This window comes from Hydrogenispora ethanolica, assembly GCF_004340685.1.
Classification (GTDB): Bacteria; Bacillota; UBA4882; order UBA8346; family UBA8346; genus Hydrogenispora; species Hydrogenispora ethanolica.
In genome coordinates this window covers 14,014-38,637 of the sequence record NZ_SLUN01000014.1, presented here as the reverse complement: position 1 = coordinate 38,637, position 24,624 = coordinate 14,014, and the positions used below count along the sequence as shown (strand labels likewise).

Annotated in this window: 22 protein-coding genes and 1 tRNA gene; 12 read left to right on the top strand and 11 right to left on the bottom strand. The window is 55.3% G+C overall.

Features of this window, described 5'->3' with window-relative positions:
• Nucleotides 1–508 precede the first annotated feature (508 nt).
• The 4 genes from EDC14_RS12355 to EDC14_RS12340 form a co-directional block, all read right to left on the bottom strand.
• Nucleotides 509–1,747, bottom strand: a complete 1,239-nt coding sequence (locus EDC14_RS12355) for a radical SAM family protein (RefSeq protein WP_132014609.1) — start codon at nucleotides 1,745–1,747, stop codon at nucleotides 509–511.
• A gap of 185 nt (nucleotides 1,748–1,932) precedes the next feature.
• Nucleotides 1,933–2,823, bottom strand: coding sequence for a class I SAM-dependent methyltransferase (locus tag EDC14_RS12350; protein ID WP_132014608.1), 891 nt, complete (start codon nucleotides 2,821–2,823; stop codon nucleotides 1,933–1,935).
• Nucleotides 2,824–3,356: 533 nt separating this feature from the next.
• Entirely contained in the window at nucleotides 3,357–4,532 is a 1,176-nt protein-coding gene (locus tag EDC14_RS12345; protein ID WP_132014607.1) for a class I SAM-dependent rRNA methyltransferase, read from the bottom strand.
• Nucleotides 4,533–4,583: 51 nt separating this feature from the next.
• Nucleotides 4,584–5,969: an NAD(P)/FAD-dependent oxidoreductase gene (locus tag EDC14_RS12340; protein ID WP_132014606.1), complete on the bottom strand. Its 1,386-nt coding sequence runs from the start codon at nucleotides 5,967–5,969 to the stop codon at nucleotides 4,584–4,586.
• A gap of 516 nt (nucleotides 5,970–6,485) precedes the next feature.
• On the opposite strand from EDC14_RS12340, the gene EDC14_RS12335 reads away from it, so the two are divergent.
• The 3 genes from EDC14_RS12335 (at nucleotide 6,486) to EDC14_RS12325 (ending at nucleotide 7,783) form a co-directional block, all read left to right on the top strand.
• Nucleotides 6,486–6,932 carry a BsuPI-related putative proteinase inhibitor gene (locus tag EDC14_RS12335; protein ID WP_132014605.1) on the top strand — a complete coding sequence of 149 codons (447 nt, stop codon included), beginning with the start codon at nucleotides 6,486–6,488 and terminating at the stop codon, nucleotides 6,930–6,932.
• A 69-nt stretch (nucleotides 6,933–7,001) separates the two neighbouring features.
• Entirely contained in the window at nucleotides 7,002–7,601 is a 600-nt protein-coding gene (locus EDC14_RS12330; protein ID WP_132014604.1) for an IMPACT family protein, read from the top strand.
• Between the two features lie 95 nt (nucleotides 7,602–7,696).
• Nucleotides 7,697–7,783, top strand: a tRNA-Leu gene (locus EDC14_RS12325).
• Nucleotides 7,784–8,152: 369 nt separating this feature from the next.
• Here EDC14_RS12325 and EDC14_RS12320 read toward each other — a convergent pair.
• Entirely contained in the window at nucleotides 8,153–8,512 is a 360-nt protein-coding gene (locus EDC14_RS12320) for a DUF4363 family protein (protein ID WP_132014603.1), read from the bottom strand.
• 11 nt (nucleotides 8,513–8,523) lie between these two features.
• Nucleotides 8,524–9,237: a DUF421 domain-containing protein gene (locus tag EDC14_RS12315; RefSeq protein WP_132014602.1), complete on the bottom strand. Its 714-nt coding sequence runs from the start codon at nucleotides 9,235–9,237 to the stop codon at nucleotides 8,524–8,526.
• 209 nt (nucleotides 9,238–9,446) lie between these two features.
• Here EDC14_RS12315 and EDC14_RS12310 point away from each other — a divergent pair, with 209 nt between their 5' ends.
• The 7 genes from EDC14_RS12310 to EDC14_RS12280 all read left to right on the top strand — a co-directional run bounded on the left by EDC14_RS12310 (nucleotide 9,447) and on the right by EDC14_RS12280 (nucleotide 13,943).
• Nucleotides 9,447–9,653: a DUF1657 domain-containing protein gene (locus tag EDC14_RS12310; RefSeq protein WP_132014601.1), complete on the top strand. Its 207-nt coding sequence runs from the start codon at nucleotides 9,447–9,449 to the stop codon at nucleotides 9,651–9,653.
• 12 nt (nucleotides 9,654–9,665) lie between these two features.
• Nucleotides 9,666–10,523 carry a DUF421 domain-containing protein gene (locus EDC14_RS12305; protein ID WP_132014600.1) on the top strand — a complete coding sequence of 286 codons (858 nt, stop codon included), beginning with the start codon at nucleotides 9,666–9,668 and terminating at the stop codon, nucleotides 10,521–10,523.
• A 21-nt stretch (nucleotides 10,524–10,544) separates the two neighbouring features.
• Entirely contained in the window at nucleotides 10,545–11,024 is a 480-nt protein-coding gene (gene spoVAC / locus EDC14_RS12300) for a stage V sporulation protein AC (RefSeq protein WP_132014599.1), read from the top strand.
• A complete protein-coding gene (gene spoVAD, locus EDC14_RS12295; protein WP_132014598.1) occupies nucleotides 11,024–12,025 on the top strand; it encodes a stage V sporulation protein AD in 1,002 nt (333 codons plus the stop codon). Before spoVAC ends, spoVAD begins: the two co-directional genes overlap by 1 nt.
• Before the next feature lie 12 nt (nucleotides 12,026–12,037).
• The gene (gene spoVAE / locus EDC14_RS12290) at nucleotides 12,038–12,391 is read left to right on the top strand and encodes a stage V sporulation protein AE (RefSeq protein ID WP_132014597.1); all 354 of its coding nucleotides are present in this window, start codon (nucleotides 12,038–12,040) and stop codon (nucleotides 12,389–12,391) included.
• 17 nt (nucleotides 12,392–12,408) lie between these two features.
• Nucleotides 12,409–12,615, top strand: coding sequence for a DUF1657 domain-containing protein (locus EDC14_RS12285; protein WP_132014596.1), 207 nt, complete (start codon nucleotides 12,409–12,411; stop codon nucleotides 12,613–12,615).
• 212 nt (nucleotides 12,616–12,827) lie between these two features.
• Complete coding sequence (locus tag EDC14_RS12280) at nucleotides 12,828–13,943, top strand: CoA protein activase (RefSeq protein ID WP_132014595.1); 1,116 nt, start codon at nucleotides 12,828–12,830, stop codon at nucleotides 13,941–13,943.
• A gap of 478 nt (nucleotides 13,944–14,421) precedes the next feature.
• Here the strand turns inward: EDC14_RS12280 and EDC14_RS12275 are convergent, their stop codons facing one another.
• Complete coding sequence (locus EDC14_RS12275; protein WP_132014594.1) at nucleotides 14,422–15,249, bottom strand: DUF4405 domain-containing protein; 828 nt, start codon at nucleotides 15,247–15,249, stop codon at nucleotides 14,422–14,424.
• On the opposite strand from EDC14_RS12275, the gene EDC14_RS12270 reads away from it, so the two are divergent.
• Together EDC14_RS12270 and EDC14_RS12265 are read left to right on the top strand one after the other, a co-directional pair.
• Nucleotides 15,225–16,721 carry a hypothetical protein gene (locus EDC14_RS12270; RefSeq protein ID WP_132014593.1) on the top strand — a complete coding sequence of 499 codons (1,497 nt, stop codon included), beginning with the start codon at nucleotides 15,225–15,227 and terminating at the stop codon, nucleotides 16,719–16,721. The genes EDC14_RS12275 and EDC14_RS12270 overlap by 25 nt on opposite strands.
• A 63-nt stretch (nucleotides 16,722–16,784) precedes the next feature.
• Nucleotides 16,785–18,548, top strand: a complete 1,764-nt coding sequence (locus tag EDC14_RS12265) for a serine hydrolase domain-containing protein (protein ID WP_132014592.1) — start codon at nucleotides 16,785–16,787, stop codon at nucleotides 18,546–18,548.
• Between the two features lie 155 nt (nucleotides 18,549–18,703).
• Here the strand turns inward: EDC14_RS12265 and EDC14_RS12260 are convergent, their stop codons facing one another.
• The 4 genes from EDC14_RS12260 to EDC14_RS12245 form a co-directional block, all read right to left on the bottom strand.
• Nucleotides 18,704–19,864, bottom strand: a complete 1,161-nt coding sequence (locus tag EDC14_RS12260) for a GerAB/ArcD/ProY family transporter (RefSeq protein WP_132014591.1) — start codon at nucleotides 19,862–19,864, stop codon at nucleotides 18,704–18,706.
• A 263-nt stretch (nucleotides 19,865–20,127) separates the two neighbouring features.
• Nucleotides 20,128–22,524, bottom strand: coding sequence for a glycoside hydrolase family 94 protein (locus EDC14_RS12255; protein ID WP_132014692.1), 2,397 nt, complete (start codon nucleotides 22,522–22,524; stop codon nucleotides 20,128–20,130).
• A gap of 33 nt (nucleotides 22,525–22,557) precedes the next feature.
• Nucleotides 22,558–23,970, bottom strand: coding sequence for a phosphoglucomutase/phosphomannomutase family protein (locus EDC14_RS12250; protein WP_132014590.1), 1,413 nt, complete (start codon nucleotides 23,968–23,970; stop codon nucleotides 22,558–22,560).
• Nucleotides 23,971–24,157: 187 nt separating this feature from the next.
• Nucleotides 24,158–24,376 carry a hypothetical protein gene (locus EDC14_RS12245; protein ID WP_132014589.1) on the bottom strand — a complete coding sequence of 73 codons (219 nt, stop codon included), beginning with the start codon at nucleotides 24,374–24,376 and terminating at the stop codon, nucleotides 24,158–24,160.
• Nucleotides 24,377–24,624 lie beyond the last annotated feature (248 nt).

The window sequence follows — 24,624 nt, the reverse complement described above, 5'->3', positions numbered from 1 at the left end:
GTCACTCCGGTTCTTCCTTGAACGACTCGAGATCTTCCTTGAATGGCTCAAGATCTTCCTTGAATGGCTCAAGATCTTCCTTGAATGGCTCAAGATCTTCCTTGAACGACTCGAGATCTTCCTTGAATGGCTCAAGATCTTCCTTGAATGGCTCAAGATCTTCCTTGAATGGCTCAAGATCTTCCTTGAACGACTCGAGATCTTCCTTGAATGGCTCAAGATCTTCCTTGAATGGCTCAAGATCTTCCTTGAATGGCTCAAGATCTTCCTTGAATGGCTCAAGATCTTCCTTGAATGGCTCAAGATCTTCCTTGAACGGCTCAAGATCTTCCTTGAGCCATTCAAGCTTTTACTGCGGTCACTCAGGATCCTACTTCCATCAATCAAGCTTCTGCCGCGCTCAATCCGCACCTTCCTTCAGTCACCGGGGAAGCGGCGCGGGTTGCCCGAGGCCCATCTTCAAGGGCTTCAAAAGTTGCCGGGGGATTCCGGGCGGGCTCCATCCAGCCTAGGCCCGCTTGGGCTGGCTGTAATTGCCGATCCGCAACTGGGGAAAGGCCTGCTTCAAACCGGCCAGCCAGTCGGCGATCTCCGGAGTCTCTTCCGCTCCCAGCAGCGGGTCGAGCTTTTCGGGATCGAGATTGAGATTGCGGAGTTGCAGTTGGAACAGGCCGGTGTCGGCGATTAAGCGGTACAGGGCCTCGGTCTGCCGCGGCTGGTTGGTGAAGCCCGGGAAAAGCAGCAGATTGAGCGAGGTTTGCAGGCCGTGGCCGGCGGCATGGCGCAAGGAGGCGACCACGTCGGCCAGGCCGTAGCCCCGGGGCCGGTGGTACCATTGATAATCTTCGGGAATGGCCGAGAAGAGGCTGACGCGGATGCTGTCGAGTCCGGCGCCGGCCAGCCGGGCGATGGCGCGGGTGTCCCCGGCGTTGCTGTTGATGTTGACGGTGCCGCGGCCGGTCTGCCGCCGGACGGCGGCGATCGCCTCCGCCAGCAGATCGCTTTGGAGCGACGGCTCGCCTTCGCAGCCCTGGCCAAAACTGACGATCCCCTCCTCCGCCTCGGCCAGGTGCGCGGCAGCCAGCTCGGCCACCTCCCGGACGCTGGGCACGAAACGGATCCGGCTCTGCGGGGCCGGGCAGCATTCGGCGGGCTGCTGGGAGATGCAGCCCATACAATCGCAGTTGCAGACGGGGGAGACCGGGATCCCCGCCTCCCAGCGCCGGTAGAAGAGGTTCTGCGCGGTCAGGCAGTGGTACTCCAGGGCGCAGCGGGCCAGCTGCTCCAGGATCCGGTTCTCCGGGAAACGCCGCCGTCCGGCCGCGATGCGCTCCGGCAGATCGGCCGTATTATAATGGAGCGGATTCCATTTGCGATCCTCGTCCGTCTGGAAGGCCGCCACCTTGAGCCGCCCGTCCGCGGCACCGACCGCCGTGTAGCCGAACAGCGGCAGTTCCCGCGGCTCCTGGATCTCGTAGCCCGGCAGCAGGGCACGGGTGTAGCCCACTGGCAGCAGCGCCGCCAGGGCCACCGACTCCTCCACCACTTCCAGCTCGCCGGCGGCTTCGTCGAAGCCCATGGGGGAACGGCCCGGCAGCAATACCAATTCGCCGCCTTCCGGCAGATCGATCCACCGTTCATCGGCGATCACCGCTTCCCGGCCATTCAGGCCGAGCGCTGTCAGTTCCTTCTCCTCGAACAGATGGCCTTCCCCGTCGGCATAGAGCAAATGAATCCGCTTTGTCATCGAAATCCCCGTTTCTTACAAGCTGAATTAGAAATGCACTTCTGATTGTACCATGAATCGCGCCCAAAATAGACCCCCATTTTGCGTGGGTGCAAAATGGGGGTCGATGCCGAAGCGATTCGCAGGACGTTCCGCGGCGGAACGGGGATGTTTCTTGCCAGCGGGGACGGGCATGCGGGGGATGATTACGGGGAGCAGCGGGCGCTGAAGAAATACTCCTCCCCCGGCAGCTGGGGGCGGCTGGCGTCCGCGGCCAGGAATTGCGGCAGGACCGCTTGGTCCGACTGCACCACCAGCAGTCTCAGGCCGTTCTGCCTCAGGAAATCCGCCAGCGCCGCCGGGGCGATCCGCCATTGGTAGGGTTCGCCGATGATTTGCAGCTTGAGATTGGCTTTGCTGGAACGGTTATGGGGATTCTCCTCCAGAATCGTTCCCAGCAGGCGGCTGCCCGGCCCCGAATGGGAAGAGAGGGTCCGCAGCAACTGCCGTACTTCCGGCTCGGCCAGGTACATCAGGAGCCCCTCGGCGATAAACAGCGTGGTCCGGCGGAAATGGAAATCGGGATCCCCCTTCAAAAGCTCAGCCAGGGATTTTTCGGAAAAATCATTGGCCCGCAAGCGCAGGTTATCCCCCAGGTCCGGCGCGTGTTCCGCCAGCGCCTGCTGTTTGACATGGAGGGTGGCGGGATGATCGATCTCCAGCCAAAGCACCCGGGGGTGTTCGCGGTGCAATCGGTAAGCCAGTGTGTCAAAACCGGCGCCCAGGACCACCACTTGAGCGGCGCCTCTGGCCAATCCCTCCCGGACCTCCGCCTCAATCCAGCGCTTGCGGATCGCGTTATGGAGGGAGATCCCGGGGAACGAAACTTGCTCGACCGCCTGGGCCAATCCCCGGACCAGCGGGTTATGCAGTAACACCGAGAGGTCTCCCAGCCAACCCGATGAGGCTTGCAGAAACCAACGGGTCGGCTCGACGGCTCCTGCCGGAACCAAATGCCCATAGGTTTCATCATAAGACAATTTGAGAATATTGGTGGCGACGGACTGTGCCGTCATACTGGGTCTCATGTCGCGCATGGCACTTCGGCCCCCTTATCGACAGGCGCCGCCGGCCGGTCGGGCAGCAGCCGGAGACTCCGGTAGAACCGGGGAAAACCGCGCGCCTGCTGACCGGCTGACGCCGGCAAATCTTGGTTTCAAAATAATATATTCCAGGCAGGGTCGATATTCTTACGGCCCCACTCAAGACCCGAATTTGTCCCATGGTCCTTTCACCCTTGCCGGCCGTCCCCGGCGCGGGGCGATCAAGCGCCGCCTCCCCCGTCATTTGTCTCTTGCTGTCGAAAATGCCGTCCCCGCTCATTGAAAAATCTGGCCCTTTCCGGTAAAAAGCAATTCTCAAAAGCTGCTTTTCCTGAAAAAATGTGGATAATCTGTTTATCATGTGGATAAACTAAGCGCCATTTTACAAAAAATAACATTTTACTCGTCCGCCGGCTTCCAAGCATGTCGAATCGGCCCATTTTTCGACTGCCGTTTTTTGGGCCGAACCGCCGGGCACCGGAGCACAGTCAAAAAAAAGGGTTCGCCCTGAGCGAACCTCCCAACTTTTATTGAATGACTTCGAAAATGAAACATTTTAGGTATTCCGTCTCGGGCACCCCCACCAGGATGGGATGGTCGAGCCCCTGGGTCCGCCGTTCCAGGAGGCGGATCCGGCGCTTGGCGTCGGCCGCCGCCGCGGCGATGATCTCCCAGAAAAGGTCGGGATGGAGATGGTGGGAACAGGAGCAGGTGACCAGGATCCCGCCGGGCGGCAAGAGCTTCAAGGCCCGCAAGTTGATCTCCTTGTAGCCCCGGACCGCCCCTTCAAGCGCCTGCTTGCTCTTGGTGAAGGCCGGCGGGTCGAGCACGATCAGGTCGTACCGCTCCCGCAGGCTTGATTGATCGCGCAGGAAGTCGAAGGCATTGGCGGTCTTAAAACTGCAGCGTTCCTGGAGTCCGTTGAGTTCGGCATTCTCGGCGGCCAGGCGGACCGCGTCTTCGGAGATGTCCACTCCCAGCACGGAGGAGGCGCCGTAGGCGGCGGCATGGACCGCGAAACTGCCCACATGGCAGAAGCAGTCCAGGGTCTTCCGGCCTTTGACGTACGGGGCCAGGGCCGCCCGGTTGGCGGACTGGTCCAAAAAATAACCAGTCTTCTGGCCTTCCAATAGATCCACCCGGAATTGCAGCTGGTTGTCGCGGATGAGCAGCGGCCCCGGGTTCTCCCCGTAGACGCAGCCGGAACGCTCCGGCAGGTCCTCCAGGTGCCGGACCGACAGGTCGCTCCGTTCAATGATCCCCTTGGGCCGGCAGAGCTCGACCAAAAGTTCCAGGATGAGATCCCGGTGGACCTCCATTCCCATGGTCAAAAACTGTACCACCAGGTAGTCCTCGAACTTGTCGACCACCAGGCCCGGTAATAAATCGCCCTCGCCGTACACCAGCCGGCAGCAGGAAGCCCCCGGCTTGACCCGTTCCCGGTAGCGGATAGCCCCTTGCAGGCGGCGGCGGAAGAAATCCTCATCCACTCTTTCGCGGATCGTCGTCAGCAGCCGCACCGCGATCTGCGAAGAATAGTTATAATAGCCAAGCCCCAGAAAGCGGTTGCGATTGTCGAGCACCTCGACCACTTCGCCGGGTTTGACCCCGATGCCGATGATTCCGATCTCGCCCTGGTAGATCCAGAGATGGCCGGCGCGGACCCGTTTGTCCTTGCCCGCTTTGAGTACGACCTGATTCATGAAACCTCCAATGGGCGGCCATTCTGGGCCGCCCTGCCGATATGTTCCGATTTAACCTCTGTGGGCAATCTCCCGGGCGGCCATCACTCCGGAGATCGAGGCCTGCATCAGGCCCCGGGTCACGCCGGCGCCGTCGCCGACCGCGTAGAGATTGGGGATCTCGGTCTCCAGATTGCTCTTGACATGGAGCCGCGACGAATAGAATTTGACCTCCACGCCGTACAGCAGCGTATTGCGGGAGTTGATGCCGGGGGCGATGGCATCCAGCGCCTTGAGCATTTCCAGGATGGCCAAGAGATGCCGGTAGGGCAGCACCAGGCTGAGATCGCCGGGGATCGCCTCCTCCAGGGTCGGCTTGACCAGCCCCTTCAACAGCCGTTCCTTGGTGGAACGCCGGCCGTGATGCAGATCGCCCAGCCGCTGCACGATCACGCCGCCGCTCAGCAGATTGGCCAGACCGGCGATGTGCCGGCCGTAGGTGATCGGCTCGTGGAACGGCTGAGTGAAGGTCTTGCTGACCAGCAGCGAAAAGTTGGTATTGGCCGTCTTGCGCTCGGCGTGGCTGTGGCCGTTGACGGTGATCAGGCCGTCGGTATTCTCCATGACCACCTCGCCGTGCGGGCACATGCAGAAGGTCCGCACCTTGTCCTCGAAGGTCTTGGAATAGTAGACAAATTTGGTCTCAAAGATGACCGCGGTCATCTCCTCCAGCACCTCGGCCGGGATCTCGACCCGCACTCCGATGTCCACCGGGTTGACCACCGAGCCCAGCTTCAACCGGGCGGCCTCCCGGACCAGCCAGTCCGAGCCTTCGCGGCCCGGTCCGACCACTACGTAGCGGCCCAGGTATTCCTGGCCGCCGGCGGTACGGATCCCCTTCAGCCGGCGTTCCCCGTCGACGATCAACTCCCCGGCTTCCTCGCCGGTGATAATAGCGACGCCTTTCTGCTTCAGATAATCCTGCATCCCCTGGAGTACGGTCTGAGTCCGGCCGGTGCCCAGGTGGCGGATGCGGGAGGGGATCATCCGCAGATCGGCCATGACCGCTTTCTTTTCGATCTTGGCGATCGCCTCTTCGTCAGTGCCGTAGACTTCGGCCGGCGCGCCGAATTTCAGGTAGATATCGTCCACTTCCCGAATGAGCTTATGCAGTTTCTCCTTGGAGATATAATCATCCAGAAACCCGCCGACTTCCGTCGAGAGGGTCAACTTCCCGTCACTGAATGCCCCGGCCCCGCCCCAACCGCTGGTAATGGAGCACGGCGCACATTGGGTGCAGGCGATCTTCCGCTCCGAGGAAGGACAGCGCCGCTCGGCCAAGTTCCGCCCCTTTTCCAGGATCGCCACGCGCAACGATGAGCGTTCGACCAGCTCCAAGGCTGCAAAAATGCCCGCCGGCCCCGCTCCGATAATCAACACATCATACTGATTTTTCAAGCCATCACCATCTCTTCTTTGATTATAGAATTCCAGAAAAAGCAGGAATTCTATTCTTCTGCCAGAGAATTGTTCATATTTGACGCGAAGCGACTGATGCGGCCATCGTTCTTTGCAAAATTTTTCAATTCTCCAACCGAAACTCGGCCCAGTTTTGGCCTCTTTTATATTCAACGCCGCGAATTTAAACTCCTTTCGAATTTCGCCGCGAAAGGAATTTGTTCAAGCGGAGCGAAATTGTAAAGGTCATCCTATTTTTCCAAAAGAACGCCGGTCCGGATCCTCAAGCCTCATGATACCAGATAACCAGTCGAGCCGCGTAAATCGTTATGATGGGACAGCGGGAACGGCCGCAGCAAATTTATCCCGTTTTCCGGGTCAAACCGAAATTATGCTTATTATCGGGCCCCCGCCGGGCAACGCTATATCTGCGTCTTCTTTCGACCGAACGGAAGCCTCGGTCGGAGCCTTTTGAAAAACAGGATCCCAACATTTCGAAAATGAGGTGACCTTCTGATGAAAAGAATTTGGTTGCTCGCCCTCTCGTCCCTGTTATTGCTAGGCGGCGCTTCCTGCAGCGCCACTTCCCGGCCCCTGGTGCTCAAAGTCCAGGCCGACAAGACGGTTTACCAGAGCGGCGAAGTGATCGCCATGGCCCTGACGGTGCTCAATCTCAACCGCGAGCCGGTCCAACTGTCCTTCGCCAGCAGTCAGGTCTTTGATTTTTGGCTGGCCGACGGGGATCAAACCGTCTGGAAATGGTCGACCGGCCGCTTCTTCACGCAGGCGTTGAGCAAACTCACGCTCAAACCCGGCCAACCCGTAACCTATGTCGCCAAAATGGATCCCGATGCGGCGGCGGCCCTGAAACCCGGGACTTACCGGCTGGTGGGAGAGCTCAAGACCAAAGAAAAACTGGTTGCGAAACCGGTGGAGATCCGGATCACTGATCCGGCGCGCTAAAAATTGACTTTCGCGGCAACACGGCCTGATTCCGGTGCTTGATAAGCGATTGTATGGTATACTAAGGGTATGGAACAACCGTATCAAACCATTCAAGCGCCGGCCAGCGCACAGCTAGTGGTGGAACGCTCCCGCTTCATCGGACATTGTCTGGAGGTGGCCGACGAAGCGGCGGCCAAGGACTTCGTTTTACAGATCCGGGCCGAACACGCCCAGGCCAATCATAATTGTTATGCCTACCGCATCGGCAACGGCGCGCATCCGCTCGAATACTTCAATGATCACGGCGAACCGAGCGGCACCGCCGGCAAACCGATCCTCGGCGCCATCCAGCGCCGCAATCTGACCCATGTGGTCGTAGTCGTCACCCGGTATTTCGGCGGCAAGAAACTGGGGGTGCGGGGCTTGATCGAAGCCTACGGCCAGGCCGCCACCGAAGTCCTGAACGCGGCCGGAACCGTGACCCGGATCCCTTGTTTCGATGTCTGCTTGACCTATGGCTACGCCGATCATTCGCTCATCCTGCATCGTCTGGGGCAGGTCGAGGCCCAGGTGATCGAATCGCTCTTTGGCGAATGGGTCACCACCCGCTTGCGGATTCCCGCCGCCCAGCGCGAACGGTTTCAGAAGCTCCTGGCCGAGCTGCCGGTGACCGGGGTCCGGGAATGATCCCCTGGCCGCTCCGGAAAAAATTAACGTCAAAATCCTCTTGAAAATGAGAATGGCTTGTGTTAATATAATCCTACACGCGATAAACGCCCTGTGCCGAAGTGGCGGAATTGGCAGACGCAGTGGACTCAAAATCCACCGCCGTTAAAAGCGTGCCGGTTCGAGTCCGGCCTTCGGCACCAAGTTAACAATGCAAATCCTAAAAATGGATTTGCTTTTTTTATTTTTTGGCACCAAGTTGACTCTTGAAACCCGTAAAATGTCATCGAATCCTATAACTGACACGGCTTTTTTCCGGAAAAATACTCTTATCGGCGCAAGAGTATTTTTATTTTTAAGGCTCTTGTAGTTTCACTAGTTCGAGGATTTTTGTCATACCACTCTCCCGCCCGCTAGAAGTTTGAATATGAAAATAACTCCGGATCATCCGGGTTTTATCTACCGTTTGAATTACCAAGCTTCATCCATTTTTTCGCGATTCGAGTAGCTTCCTTCGCTTTTTCATTCATTTTTCTTCTTGATCCGGGCCAGGGCCGAGCTCCCACAGTTGGTCACATGGACCCAATATGTTTCCAGTTATCTTGAATCAGCAAAATCGCTGTTAAAGAGTCTGCTTTTTGGGTTGTCTCGATATTGCTCCGTAGCCGAATAAAATCAGCCTCAATATTGTTCACATAGTCATGGTCGATATCCACCTGTAAAAACGGTTTAATCCGATACCAGGATTGAGTAGCCTTTCGCAAGTTAATCGCCGCTTCTTTCCATTCTTCTTTCCGGATATGGTTTTCCGTTTCCTTTAAATGCCTTGAAAATCCGCTCATTCCATCCAATGGTTGGCGTAGCAGGGCACAAGAACAAACCATCACGGTACAAGTGATGAGAATGAGCGAAAATAAAATATGCTTTTTCATAGTTAACCTCCTTATCCATTGGTTGGGATGATGTAGTAGAATTGGTCGCCTTTCATATCCACATATAAATTTCCTTTCGTATCCAACTGAGCCAAAGAAACCTGCGAGAAATCCCGGATATTCTGTTTTGCCAATTGATGCTGAAGCCAGGCTTGAGCCAGATTGAGAGACTTAAGCGCATCCTTGAGGACCTTCCCGTCTTCAATTAAGGTCGTGGGTAAACCGGCATATTGCGTCGGCAGCTGAAGATCGCTCGGAGTCAGAGGCTGCTTTTGCGATTTCAACTGCACACTGAGCTTGCCGTTGGTCTCGAAAAGAGCAAATTCGACATCGGCGATGTTAAAGATGTTTTTGCTCCGAAGCTGGGAAAGAAGGTCATCAATGGAAAGATGCAATTTCGAAAGGTGGTTCTCCAAAATTTTGCCGTTCTCCACTACGACGGTGGCCTCTCCTTCGACCACCTTGCGAATCCAGACATTTTTGACGCTCCAATAGGACAATAAAATGGGCAACAGAGTCCAAATCCCCAGTCCGACCAAAGTCGCGGTGGTATTTTGATTTAATTGAACGGATAAGGTGGCCGCGATCGACCCAATGGTGATTCCAACCACATAATCCGCAAAGGTTAATTCGGCCATTTGCTGCTTTCCGATTAAACGCATGAAGACTAGTAAAACAAAATAGGAGATTAATGAGCGGATGATGACGACCAGAATGACTGGCAACAGTAGCTCCCCCTTTCATGGACCGGTGCATCGAAAGCGAATTTAGCTTTTACCATTTATAAAATTTATAAGAGCGTTTTCATCAAATATTGCTACGGCTTTATTCGCTGAATTGCTCCAACTGCTTGCATTAAATCGAAAAATTGATCAATACTAGGAACGAAATTCTGTTAGGACCCTGAAATAAATGCATTATAAGGAATTGAACCATGACTGTCGCTTCGCAAGTTAAACAAACCTTGGCGAGTCTAAAAAACGCCCAAGCCACTTTGCAGCTCTATGCCATTCAAAGTCAGGATCCCGGGGCTCAATCGGTTTTTGACGAAGCCAGCCGGATAACCGGGGAGATCCGGCTGGAAGTCGCAGAACGGTTAAAAACTTTGGAATTTGAAGAACCGCAATATAAGGGATTGTGACGGAGGGAAAGCATGAAAGGCTGGTTGCTCATTTTATTGCGGTCCATCTTCATGTATATCCTGGCAGTGATTGCCGTCCGGCTCATGGGCCCCCATCAGCCCGCCCGAATGAACTCCTCTCACTTTGTCAATTATGTCGTAATTGCGATCATTACCGCCTTGACCACGTTAAATCGCATCAATTTGCCATTTGGACTGATCGCGCTGGGCGTTTGGGTCTTGTTTCCGATCGCCCTGGATTTTTTGGCGCTGAAAAGCAAGATGGTCCATGATCTCTTGAACGGTAAAGAAATCATCCTGATCAAACAAGGAAAGATCATGGAGGAGAACCTTTTCAAGGTCCGGTTGACCGGCGAGGAATTACTCCGGGCGATGCGAACCAAGAATGCCTTCAACCTAAGCGATGTCGAATTTGCGGTGATGGAAACCACCGGTGATATCAATGTTTTGCTCAAATCCGACCGCAAACCGGTCACTCCTCATGATTTAGGCCGAAGCGTCGCGCCCCAAGCCGAATCGCAAACTGTTATTCTCGACGGGAACATTTTGGATGAGCCTTTGGCCAGCATGGGCTTGAACCGGAGTTGGTTGAAGCTCCAACTGGATAAAGCCGGGGTATCCTTGACCAATGTTTTTATCGGACAGGTCGATTCCTATGGCGAGCTCTACCTCGATCTCTTCGATGATGCGATTCAGCTGCCGCAGCCGAAAACGAAAGAGTTGCTCTACGCCAACTTGGAAAAATGCCAGGCCGACCTGGCCGGCTTCGCCCTGGAAACCCAGCATGACGAGGCCAAAAGCATGTATGCCCGCAATGCGGAAAAGTTAAAGCAGCTCCTGGAAAAGTTGGAGCCATTTTTACTGCGCTAGACAAGCATAGAAAGGTCTCAAATGTCAAACCAGAAGAAAAAGAAACTGACCCCGACCCAACAGGAATATCAAAGTTTTGCGAATGACAGGGAACCCAAGCGTCCGGTATGGTCGAATATGATCCGCGCCTTTCTGGCCGGAGGGATCATTTGTGTGATCGGGCAAGCCATCCAATTCACCTTTATGACCTATTTTCATTTTACGGAAGTTACCGCCGGTAATCCCACGGTAGCGACGCTCATTATCCTTTCGGTCTTATTCACTGGTTTTGGAATTTACGACCACATCGCCCAATGGGCAGGGGCCGGAACTGCCGTGCCGGTCACCGGCTTTGCCAATTCGATGGTTTCGGCAGCCCTTGAACACCGGAGCGAGGGATACGTCCTGGGCGTAAGCGCTAAGATGTTCGAGCTGGCCGGGTCGGTGGTTGTTTACGGAGTCTTTGCCGCTTTTGTAGTAGCGCTCATTAAGATAACAGTCAAATCTCTAGGTGGTTTCTGATGTTACAAGGTCATCAAACCTGGGTATTCCAATCCCGGCCTGTGATTCGGGCCACCGGTACGGTCGGCGGGCCGTTTGAAGCTCAAGGAGCTATCGCCGGAGACTTTGATATGCTTCATGGCGACATCTGGCTGGGCCAAGCCAGCTTTGAGAAGGCTGAGAAAAAATTGCTGGAACAGGCCTGTGAGATCGCAATCGGCAATGCGGGGCTGAAAAAGGACGATATCCAGTTCTTTCTCGGCGGCGATCTGATGAACCAGATTATCAGCAGTAGTTTTACCGCCCGAACCCTCGGTGTTCCATTCATCGGTTTGTACGGGGCTTGCTCCAGCGCCATGGAAGGATTAGCCCTGGCTTCGCTGCTGGTCGACAGCGGGCAGGCCCACAATGCTTTAACCGCCACTTCCAGCCATAATGCCGCTTGTGAAAAACAGTTCCGCTATCCCACCGAATACGGCTCCCAGAAGCCGCCCACCGCCCAGTGGACGGTTACCGGGGCCGGCGCTGCTGTAGTGACGCAAGATGGCGAAGGTCCACGGGTCACCGGGGCGACGATCGGACGAGTGGTCGATATGGGAATATCCGACCCCTTTAACATGGGCGGCGCCATGGCGCCGGCGGCGGTCGATACCATCGAGGCCCATTTCAGAGATTTACGGCGCGAACCGGACTATTATGATTTGATTGCCACCGGCGATCTGGGCCGGGTCGGCCATCAAATCGCCGCCGATTTGTTAGCCAAACATGGCCTGGCCCTCCCTGAAGCAAAATTTACTGATTGTGGAATGTTAATCTACAAAAAAGAGCAACCGGTCTTCGCCGGGGCGAGTGGTTGCGCCTGCTCGGCCACGGTCACTTACGGCCATTTTCTCAAGCGGATCCTACGGAAGGAACTCCAACGAATTCTAATCGTGGCCACCGGCGCGCTGCTCTCACCCCTTTCCTATCAGCAAAAAGAGAGCATACCCTGTATCGCTCACGCGGTGGCCATTGAATCATAGGGGGCTCACGGAATGGAAAAATTTATTTTGGCATTTGTGATCGGCGGCGGGATCTGTGTTATCGGACAAATCTTAATGGATGTCTTTAAATTGACGCCGGCCCATACGATGTGTACCCTGGTCGTAGCCGGCGTGATCCTGGGCGGCCTGGGATGGTATGAACCCCTCATTAAACTGGCCGGGGCCGGAGCCACCGTTCCCATCAGCAGTTTTGGAAACTCATTGCTGAAAGGAGCCATGGCCGAAGCGGAGCGGGATGGCATTGTCGGGGTATTAACCGGTATCTTCGAAGTGACCAGCGCCGGGATCTCCGCCGCGATCATCTTCGGTTTTTTAGGCGCCTTATTATTTAAACCCAAAGGATAAGTAAAGGAGGTGATGAAATGACTGTTGGAACCCAGATGCAAAAAGCCATCGCCAGTGTCGAAAGTGTCGCGTCCAGCATGAAAACCTTCGCTTTGGAAACCCAGGATCAGCAAGCCAAGCAGATGTATCAACAGCTTGCTCAAACTTTCGACAATGCTCTCAATACTTTAAAACAAAGACAATCGTATATTGAGCAGCAAGAGCCCCAGTATAAACAGTCATAAAGGATGGATAAAGACTATTTAGACCTTTCAGTCTAAATAGTTTTTTCAATCTATCGATGAAGATTGATACCCGGGTATATCCAGAACCTTAATACAAAATCAACCTTGTAAATCGAGAAAAATACTCTAAACCGTAAAGATTGGCGGCTGTCAATACCGGAATATATTTCAGCGATTTGACGATATGAAAACTGGAGAAAGAAGGTGTTTTTATGAAAGCAACCTTTCCTCACCTCGGCAACTTATATATACCCTGTAAAGCGCTACTGAGTGAATTGGGATTGGAACCGGTCGTTCCACCGCAGACTTCCCAGCGGACCATCGCTTTGGGCACGAGAGTCTCCCCGGAATTCGCCTGTTTTCCTTTTAAAGTGAATCTTGGAAACTATATTGAAGCCATCGAGTCCGGAGCGGAGTGCATTTTTATGGCCGGCGGAGCAGGGCCGTGCCGATTCGGTTATTATGGTGAAGTTCAACGGGAAATTCTAAAAGAAGCCGGTTATCACGTTGAGTTCCTGATATTTGAAGCCCCCAAAAACCAGCCTCAGGAATTCTGGAAAAGAATCAAACGAGTGGTTCCTCAACATACGATATCCCGTTTTCGGAAAGCGCTCCATATTTTCTGGTTAAAAGCCCAAGCCATCGATAAATTGGATCGTCTGGTTAACAAAATTCGACCGCTTGAACAATTCCCGGGCGCTGCGACCCATCTGCAAAATCGATTTTACCAGCTGATCGATGACGCTGCCTTGGCGAAGGATATCAAGCAAATTTTTGAAAATTGCGTGGCCGAACTGCAAACCATCCCCCAAAAACAGGCCCCTGCCCCCTTAAAAGTCGCACTGGTAGGCGAGATTTACATGGTTTTGGAACCGCGTGTTAATTTTCAGATTGAAAGGATTTTGGGGGAAATGGGAATCGAGGTGAAGCGGACGATTTACCTGACGGATTGGATTCTTGAACATTTATGCCCCAACGTTTTTAAACCGGGCTGGTATAAACAATTACAGTTCTTAGCCAGGCCTTACCTTCAAAATAACGTGGGCGGTCATGGCTTAGAAACAGTTGCCCATACCGTAGAAGCAGGGATCAATGATTTTCAGGGCGTCATTGAACTTGCGCCCTTCACCTGTATGCCGGAGATAATCGCCATGCAAGTATTGCCGGCTGTCTCCAGAGAATTATCCATTCCGGTGCTGAACATTATTATTGATGAACATTCCGCTGAAGCGGGTATTCAGACTCGGTTGGAAGCTTTTATCGACCTGTTAATACGAAAGAGGAAATCTGCCGCCATTGCGGCTGAGTTATCTCCTTCCTTACTGTAACTCCCCTTCGGGAAACCTCTCCGAGGATGGACACAGCGTCGGATGCTGCGGAATAAACGGCCCGATGCTAAGCTGACCCCGACGGCATCCGACTTTAAAGAATTTTCAACCTCATCTCAAACAGAAATCCAATGTTGGTATGCGATAATGAATTCATACAGCTTACGGCTAGGCTGTATGGTTTTTCTTACACCCGTTCCTTTCCACGGAGGAATGGGTGTTTTAATGTCAAGAAATTTGCAGATTCTGATAGAAAAAAAGCCTCTCCCCGTTAGACGGCGTAAGGCTTTTTTGAACAGAATCGCCACCGGTTTCTGCGTACTATACTTCTGCGAGCCAGACGTATTGGTAATCCGGGAGAACTTCCTTATTGGCGTATTCTTGCTGCCTGGTCATTCGAAATTTCTTATATTGAACTTCGTAGCACTTCCCCGGAGCAAACGAACCTCTCCCCCGCCAGCGCGCCGGATCGGCAGGCTCACTCTGAAGTCTTCCCCTCGCCATCCTTCTCCATCGGCCAATCGCTCCGTCTCTCCATTTCAAAATCCGGTCCTTTATGCCATTCGCGGGCCGGTTCCGGCGACAATCGCGCCGCCAACCAACATAAGGCGGCCGACACGATCACGGTCATGAAAAAAAGAAAAATCTTTTTCGGGTTTGAAAATATCTTTTGGGTAAAGGACTGGAGCCATTGACCATGCATCCCCAGATGGAGGAGAACCAGAAGGACCACGATATAGCCGCTCCATTCATGGAGCGGTTTCATGAATTTGCCGGATAGAATGGTTTCGAGTACGAGGGGATGAAATTTCAAGCCCAAACCGGTCAGCACACAGATCAGACCCACGACCCCCAGGGCAAGGTCGAGGAAATAATTCTTTTCTGGTTTTGAAAACATTGTACCCCGCTTTCTGTGGAATGGAAGAGCAAAGCCCTGCCACTCGGAACCGTCAAGTATGAATGACTGCGCTATTGAAACCCTATCATCCCGGTATGGAAATTCTATGGAGAACGGATGGAGAAGCTGTGGACATTGGCTTGGAATATCCTTTACCGCCGCACTCTGCTGTTTTCCCCGGCGCTGGATCTCATCCATCCCATCCGGCCGCAAGCCCGGCTCCGCTTTCAATCCCCGTTTTTCCCCGTGGCATTCGCGAAAAAACACTCCCAAAAGAATTTCCTGATTCTCTAATACTGGAAATTGATTCGGACGATATTCAGAAGGGAAGATCTGCTCAGCTTTTTTCTTCAACTTACTAATATTGAACCGGAGGATAAGATATGAAAAAACGCAGCCGCAGTTCATTAACGTTCGTCCTGTGCTTTGTTTTGGTTTTTTCGCTCCAGTATTATGTCTTCGCTTCCGCAACGCCCGCTCCGCCGGCAAAGGTTTATTTCATCCGCCAACTGGAAGCCGCCCAAGCCGTTTATCTTTTTTCCGACGCCCAGTTTTTATGCTTATTAAAACGAAACACCTACTTCCTGGCCACGATCGATCCGGGCCTCCATCTCATCTGGCTGAGCACCGGCGCGAAATCCTATGCGCTGAACGAATTCGAATTGGTTCCCGGCCAAACGTATTACATCGACATTAGCAACGGCCGGGCCCATTCCCTCTTGAACCGCCTGGAGGGGCTCCAATTGCTGCAAAGGGTGGGTACTCCCGCGGCCTCGGATGAAAAAGCCGCCAAACGGGCCGTAACGATCCTCGAAAAACATTATGGGATGGGCAAGGTCAAACCGGATGGCTCCCTCAAGGCCACGATCAAAGCCATGCCGGAGACCAAAGATGAGCCCGGCAGCGTCGACATGCCCCGTTTTACTCCCTTGAAACTATCCCTCGTCGGCGATATCGCTTCCAATGCTTATCAAACCAATGATCGGATCCCCCTGGAAGTTTCCGAAAATGTGATGGTCCAAGACCAGCTTCTGATCCCCAAAGGGACTCCCGTCAACGGGATCGTTTGGGAAGCGCATTCCCGTGGCAGTTTTGGCCAACCGGGCCATATTGATATCGTGATCCCGGAGATCGAATTGGACGAAGCCACTCGCATCCCGATCATCGGCCGCTATATTGACTCCGGGGTATCGCGGATGAACGAAACCGGCGGTATATTCGTTATCAATGGCCAGGATATCGCCGGCAGCGCTCTAATCAGCGGCATTTTGAGCACGGGCTTCAATTCGCTCGTGAAAGGGACCCAAGCCATGATTCCCGCCGGAACGGAGTTTACCGTCTGGACCCGGTATCCGGTCCGGCTAAAACCCCGCGCGGATCAAGCCCCCGCTCCTCCCTCTCCCCGGGATGAACGAGATGAACAATGGGAACTGCTGAAAAGCAGGATACCATCCCAGGTGCTTTTCCCCTTGATCAGCGCTCCGCAGCAACTGGACTCGGCCAAGGCTTACCAGATCCTGTTCAGTGAGATTCACAGATATCAATTGGGAAATTCCATCTCCCAGACGGATTTTGCCCAATTTGAGGCCGCCGCGTATCAACGCTCCGATCAAAATGAAATTCCGGCCGCGATTTGCGCCAGAATAGCCGGCGGCTTTTATCTCAGGGTAAACCTGGATGTCGCCCCCAATCAAATTGATAAAGCGGTTTTCGAACTTTTTGACCCCAACGCCCCGGATCCGATCTGCCGGGTGAAGGTCAGTGAGAGCTTTGGCTTAACGTATAATGACTCGGCCAAAAAGCTGCTGCGAAAAGGCGTCAAAAAACTGGCCAAAGAGCTCAAAAAAGTGCGGCCCGACCTAGTAGCGGAATCGCCCTGATGCGGGAGTGTTTCACTTTGGCATTTTTACGCCGATCTTCAATATTTCGAGTCTGGAGGGCCCATGAAAAACTCTAAAAGCAGTCTCCTGATCCTTTTTCTTTTGCTGTTCGGATTGTTCCCGGCGGGGAGCCCGGTTGACGGTGAAGTTCCCCTCGGAGACGCTGAAACCATCAGGCCGCGTTTATCCAAAACCATTACGCGGATGATGAAACGGGATCATATTCCCGGCATCAGCATTGCCATCGTCGACGGCGACAGCGTCTGGACCCAAAATTTCGGCTATGCGGATCGCAAACAGAAAAAACCCTTCTCCTCCAGGACCATTATCAAGACCGGAGAGCTCTCGCGGCTGTTCACCGCGACCGCCATCATGCAACTGGCGGAGGCCGGCAAGATCGATATCGACCAACCGCTTCAAGCCTACCTCCCGGAATTCGCCATGAAATCCCGGTTTCCCGATGCCGCTCCGCTGACGATTCGCGCCATTCTGAGCGGCCACTCCGGCCTCCCGTTTACGCGGCTGAAAGGGTACATCGGTGAAAACGTCCCCTATTTCACCACCCTCATCCCGGATCTGCAACAAGAATATGTCGCCTGTCCGCCCAATTTTATCCATAACCGTTCAACTGTCGGAACCAGTTTGCTCGGCGCGGTCATTGAAAGAGTCACCGGACGGAGGTTCGCCGATTCCATGGAAGAGACTGTCTTGCGACCCCTGGCGATGAACGATTCTGGATTTGCCTTGCGGGAGGCCATGTATGACGCGCTTTCGCCAGGCCATCTCCGGGAGGAACCCTACTATGAAAAGGACACGCGCGACATCCCCGATAATGGCCTGTATTCCTCCGCCAGCGATCTATCCAACTTTGCCAGGATGGCCTTGGGCGGCGGAGAATACCGGGGCCGCGCGCTGCTGCAAAGGGCCACGCTGGCCGAGATGTTCCGCCCCCAAAACAAAGGAATCGCTCTCGATCTGGCCAATCAATATGGTCTGGGATGGGAGATCAATTTAGAGCCCCGCCTGGATTATGCCGGCAAGAACCTGGAGTTGCTGGGCGACAGCCTGCTTTATGGCAGCGGCATCCTGCTCCTGCCGGAGTATCAATTGGGGGTGATCGTCACGATGAACGCCCATCATGACGACCTCCGCGACATCCTGTATGAAGTCGCCAAACTCGCTCTCTCCGTCAAGGCCGGCTTCAAAGCGCCGCCGAATACCGCTCCCCCGGCATCGCCGGTAAAACTGGACCCTGAGCAATTGCCGGCTTTTGAAGGCGACTTTGCGACCCATTCCGGACTGGTTCAGATCAAGCGTTCCGGCCGCGGCTTGGTCCTGTCCGTCCTGGACCGGACCTTCCGGATGATTCCCGCGCCGGATGGCTGGTTCACGATGGATCCGCTCATCTTCGGGGTTTTTCCCGCTTTTGCCAATATCACGGAGTTCAAAGTGACGGTGAAGCCGATTTCAGGACGCCGGCTGCTCCTCTATTCCGATAACGGCAAAAAGCAGATTCTGGGCGAAGCGGTCAAGGCCCTTCCAATACCGGAGATTTGGCAAAGCCGTTGCGGAAGATATGAGGGGGAGAATCCCCTGGGTTTCCATGCGGAGTTAACGACGGAGCGGGGTTATCTCATCCTCGTCATGAAAAACGAAAAGAAGCAGCTGATATGGGCCTGGGTCCTCCAGCCCGACCGGGATCAGGAAGCTCTACTGCAGGGATTGGGAATTTTCGGCCAAGAGACGGTGCGCTGGGCGAAGGATGCGGAGGGAAAGGATCTCTTTTATTTCTCGGGATTAAGCTTTGTAAAGCAAAAAACGCCTTGAACGAAAAGAGCCGGGCGCTTCCGGCGCGCGAAATCTTCGGCTTCAACCGTTGCGCCAGATTTTCCTGCCGGATAAAGCCATCGGCTTCCTTTCCTTCAGCGGAGCCGTCCGCTCCCACTGACCGTTCCCTGGTTTTACCGGGCGGCCGGCTCCGGCTAGGCCGATCCCGAAGCATTCCGGCGTGACAGGCGCCGCAGATAGGCAACGGCCAGTGTCAGGAGCGGGAGCCCGATGACCCACGGCAGCTTGTAAATGGGCGCGGTCACCCGGATAAAGTCGGCCGCTTCGTCAAAGGAGTCGAAGTTGATGATGGAAAGGAGCAGAATCAGGATCCCGGACGGGATCACGAACGTTCGATATGCCTTCCCCCGGAGCATCTGGGCCAGGCCCAAGACCGCTCCGTAAAGGTAGATCGAGATGCGGATGAATCCGGCCGCGATAAAGATGACGAAGAGCGAAAGATCCAGCGGCACCCGGATCAATGGAATCTCGATCAGCTTCGCGACTTCCAGCGTTGGAAAGACCGCAAGCTCCGTCGTCACCCCCAGCACGCCGGTATCGATGAACAGCGCCATCGCGGAGAAAAAACCGGTCACGGCGATGCCGGAGAAGACCCACAGCCCCACCTTGCTGCGCTCGTTTACAAACGGAATAATCATCAAGAAGCTGACCGAGTCGGCCAATAGAAAAGCGCTTAGCGTGTTGGCGTCCCACAGCATCCGGGTCAGCGGGATCTCGACCAGGGGCAGATAATTGCCCCAGTCGATCCTGGGCAGGGCGAAGACCGTCCAAACCACATACATCATCATGATCAAGGAGATCAGCACCTGGCTGCAGCGGGCCACTACTTCCAGCCCGAGGCGCACCGCCATGATGCAGGTCAGCATCAGCAGTGCCGACAGGACGATGCCGGGAGTGTCCGTCAAAAAAGTGATGGTGAAGGAGTCGGAATAGTTGCGGAGAATGATGGAAGCGGAATGAAACAGATACCAGAGGAAGACCGCGGACATCACCTTGCCGAGGTAAGGGCCGTAAACGATATCGTTGATTTCCACTATCGTTTTACCGGGGAAGCGGTTCGCCAACGTTACGTAGACCAAGGCAAACAACAGGGCTTGAAGGGTCCCGAGGAACATGGCGATCCATGCTTCGCGGCCGGTCACTCCGCCGGAGATCATCAGCAGCGAGGAACCCATGCCCAGCATCATAATCAGCACCGTCAGCTGGATACCGCTGATTCTGCCTTCCTCCAGGGGCAAACTGTCTTCACCTCCCGCCGGCCGCAGCCGCGCCGGTTTGAACGCCGCATCCGGCATTGGCGGATAAAACCGCCCAGACCCTTAGTATGCTTGATTTTCCGGCGATTCATACCTGTCATTTTCGGGAAAAGCGATTCGACCCAACGCGGATATCGCTATCCGCCCGAAAACCGCCGGTCGGCGGATATCCGCTCCCGCGTCCGGCCGGCTGGGGACAAAAAAGGAACTCTTGTTTTGAGAGTTCCTCGCGACATGCCCTGAATGAAATTTTCTTTGGCGAAACGTAGCGAAGGCGCGGTCCGCTTCGCAGCCCCGACGGATTAGCCCATCAGGACTTCGACTTCATTCCGGGAGCCGGCCGGTTGCGGCGGAATCGGCCCGGCCACCGGCCGGCCGTTCAGCGTCAGTGACCGGACGCCCCGCTGGACCCCGGCGGGATTCCGGACCGTGATCCGGTAGGATGCGCCGCGCCAGTTGCGGCGGACCTCGAAGCCCGGCCAATCGTGCGGGATGCAGGGGTCGATGATCATGCCGTCAAAATCCGGGCGGATCCCCAGGATCCAATGAGTGGCCGCGGTATACACCCAGCCGGCGGTGCCGGTCAGCCAGGGATGTCTGGCCCGGCCGTGGGCGGTGTGATCCCGGCCCATGATGAATTGGCAATAAGAATAGGGTTCGGCCTCGCGGACCTCGATCCGGTCGTTCTGCCTGTATGGCAGCAGCGCGTCGTAAAACTTCATGGCCCGGTCGCCGCGGCCCAACCGGCACTCGGCGATCATCGCCCACGGATTGGGATGGCTGAAGATGGCGCCGTTCTCCTTGATCCCCCGGTAGACCCGGGTCACGAAACCGATGCCGTCGTCGGGACGGCTGTAGGCCGGCCAAACCAGGTGCAGCCCCCACTCGGAATACAAATGCCGGTCGACCGCGTCCATGCAGAGCCGGGCCCGCTCGGGCGCGGCCGCTCCGGAGAGCACGGCCAGGGAATTGGATTCCAGATGCACTTTCCCTTCGTCATTGGCCTGGGTGCCGATCTTCTCGCCCTGCGCGGTGATGCCTCGGATGTACCATTGGCCGTCCCACAGATGCTCCTCGCAGGCCTTCCGGACCCGTTCCGCCATGGCCCCATAAGTCTGAACGTCCTCTTCCCTGCCCAAATGGCGGGCCGCCTCCAAAAAGGCCTGCAACGCCCAGTAATGCAGGAAAGAGACCATGGCGCTCTCGCCGCCGCCCAGATTCAGGCAGTCGTTCCAGTCGGCGCGCAGTCCCTTGCAGATGCCGGTCGGTCCGACCTGCTCCGCCGAGAAATCCAGCGCCCGCCGGAGATGCTCATAGACCGTGGCGCTGCCGCCGTCGGCGAAAGGCACCACCTGATCAAGGAGCGCAAAGTCGCCGGTCTCCTTGACATACTCGCAGACCGACGGGATCAACCAGAGCGCGTCGTCGGAGCAGGTATCCTTCAGCCCGTGGATCAAGCTGGAGCGCTCCGGCTCCGGCACCACGGTAGGAGATTTGAATGGCGGCGGCGCGGGACGGTCCGGGTCGAACTTTTCCGGTTCGAAGAGATGCAGGCCGTAACCGGTGCTGACCTGCGCCCGCAATAGCTCGATGATGCGCTGCCGCACCTTCTGCGGATGGGTATGGGCCACGCTCATCACATCCTGCGCCGTGTCGCGGAAGCCCAGTCCGGTACGGCCCCCCACTTCGATGAAGGAGGCGAAGCGGGACCAGACGACGCACGTCTCCGCCTGATAGAGGGTCCAGGTATTGATCATGGTGTCAAACCCCGGATGCGGCGTCCGGCACTGGAAGGCTTCCAGCTTTTCGCTCCAATACTTTTTCAAACCGGCAAATGCCGCATCGACCGCGGCCGGGTCGCGGTATTTGGCGCGCATGGCCTGGCCCGCCGCCCGGTCGCCCACGCCCAGGAGGAAAAGCAGCCGCGCCTCCTCCCCGTCCCCCAATACCAGGCGGTGATGCAACGCGCCGCAGTGATTCCCGCCCAGCTCGGAGCTTCCCGAGCAATGGCCCTGGACCACGGCCAGCGGATCAGTCTCGGAACGGTACGGCCCGATGAAACGATCGCGCAAGCAGTCGAAACCGTCCGGATCGCCGGCGCTGGTAAAGTAGTGACAGGTCCAGGGTTCGTAAAAAAAGTCATACTCAATGACGCCCTCCCGGTAGCTCGATCCGCTGGCGTAGAGGCTCATCTGAAAATTCTGGTTATCGATGTCGACATGATGAAACGAAAACTCCACATACGAGAAGACGCTCAAGGAACGGGGCCGGCCGCTCCGGTTCCGCAACCGGACGTCCCAAAGCTCCACGGCATCGTCCACCGGAATGAACAACAATTGTTCGGCGGCGATCCCTTGATAATCACAACTGAATTTGGAGTATGAAAGACCGTGCCGGCACTGATACCTGGCTTTGGTCAAGTCCTTCCCCACCGGCTGCCAGGAGACGGACCAGTACTCCCCCGTCTCGTCATCCCGCAGGTATACGTAATGCCCCGGCCGGTCCAGCGGGACGCCGTTGGGCCGGAAACGGGTGATCCGGTGATGCTGGGCCTGCTCAAAGAAGGCGTATCCTCCCGCATTGTGGGAGATGACGGCGCACATGTCCTTCACGCCCAAGTAATTAGTCCACGAGACCGGAACGTCCGGCCGCTCGATCACATACTCCCGGTTGCCATTATCAAAATAACCATACTGCATGAACATCTTCCCTTCCCCAAAATTGTTCCAGGGTTAAACCGTCAAGAAGGTCTTCATGGTCTCGCCGACCGCCTGGGCCGCCGCTTCGTTGTCCATCTCCGCGAAGATCCGGAGCAGCGGTTCGGTGCCGGAAAACCGGGCAATGACCCAGCCGCCGTTTTCAAAGTAGACCTTGACCCCGTCCGCATAACTCCGCCGGGCGATGGCGTATCCGAAGTCCGGCAGCGCCTTATCCTCAAACAGCAGCTTTTGAAGGCGCTCTTTATCCTGGGGTTTGAAACGGCAGTCGTTCTCCACCATGTAAAAATAGCCGAATTGCTGATGGATCTCTTCCAGCAGTTCCGACAGGCTCTTTTGGGTGACGCTCAGCAGCTCGATCAACAGGCTCGCCGCGAAAACGCCGTCCTTGCCCCGGATGTGGCCGCGGATGGTCAGACCGCCGCTGCTCTCGCCGCCGATCAGCGCATTCTGGGCTTCCATCATCGAGCTGATATGTTTGAAGCCGACCGGAACCTCAAAGCAGGTCTCGCCGAAACCGGCCGCGATCCTGTCCAGCAGGTGGGTCGTGGCCAGATTGCGGACCACCCCGCCTTTCCAGCCCTTGAACTTCAAAAGGTAGTAATACAATAGGGCCAGGATGTTATTGGGATGGATAAAGTCGCCTTTCTCATCGATGATCCCCAGGCGGTCGGCGTCGCCATCGGTCCCGATGCCGATGTCGTAATGCCGCTCGACCACCATATCCCGCAAGCGTTGCAAGGTATGGGTGCTGGGCGAAGGCAGCCGGCCGCCGAACAAGGTGTCATGCCGGTCATTGATCACTTCCACCTCGCAGCGGGCAGTCAGCAGAATGGTCTGGAGGCACGTCTTGGAGACCCCGAACATCGGGTCGAGAATCACCTTCAGCTTGCGGTTTTTGATGGCCTCGGTATCGATCATGCCGAGAATGGTGTCAATGTACTCATTGAAGGGATCGATCGGCCGGATCAGCCCGTTCTGCAGGCCGCTTTCGAAGTCGATTCTGGAGACGGCCTTGGGGTCCAACGCCGCAATGAACGATTCGATCTCATCCGTCACGGTCTCCGTCGCGTCCCGGCCGCCGTCGGTAAAGATCTTGACCCCGTTATAATCCGCCGGATTGTGGCTGGCCGTAACGGCCGCGCCGAAACCCGTCTCCAGCTTCTTGACAGTGAACATGATCAGCGGCGTCGGGGCCACCTTGTCGATAAAAAACACCGGAATTCCGTTGCCCGCCAGCACTTCGGCGATCCAGCGGGCCGCCTTGTCGGACAGAAACCGGCGATCGTAGCCGATTACAAAACCTCGCTCCGCGCAATGACGCGCCTTCAAAAGATCCGCAACCGCCTGGGACAGGGTCTGTACGTTCTCCTTGGTGAAATCTTCTCCGATCAGCGCCCGCCAACCGCCCGTACCAAACTTAATCATCAGCCATTCTCCTTTTTCACTTCTTGGAAGTTTTAAGTGGAATTTAAATTTTTTTGAAGGATAACCAATAGTTTCATGCGGATCGAACGAAACAGCTGCACCGAAAAATGGCCGGCCGCTGCGGCGACTGTTTGCTATCTTAGCAGTTCACGGCGGGTCAAATGCAATACTCTCCTGTATCGGTCGTTCAAATTAAATTTTGTAATCTTTTCAATATGAAATAAACAACCCACAATAAACTCCTCCCGCCTCCAAGCACTTCCGGCAGGCCCGTCCAAAGCTCGCAAACACTTATGGCATCCACTCTGTAAATATATTCGACAGCTCCATAAATTTTCCTGCTATTCTTTTCAATATGAAATAAACCGGCATCCACTTCATTCGGGCGGTAACCGCCCGGTTTCACTGGGAATTTTACCCTGGTTGAAATGGCAATGATTAACTTTAGGTAAAAAATGCCATTAAAGGATTTATTTATATGAATTTTATGTGTATAATGTGTAACACACGGACGTACTTTTTCATTCTCAAACTTTTTTTGCCCTCCTTATGCGAGGGTCCTTTTTTTACCGGCCTCATTCTTATCTCCTACTATACAAAGCAACGGAGCAATGAAAGCCCCGTTGTCGAAAAAAACCGTTTTCTCCACTTCGT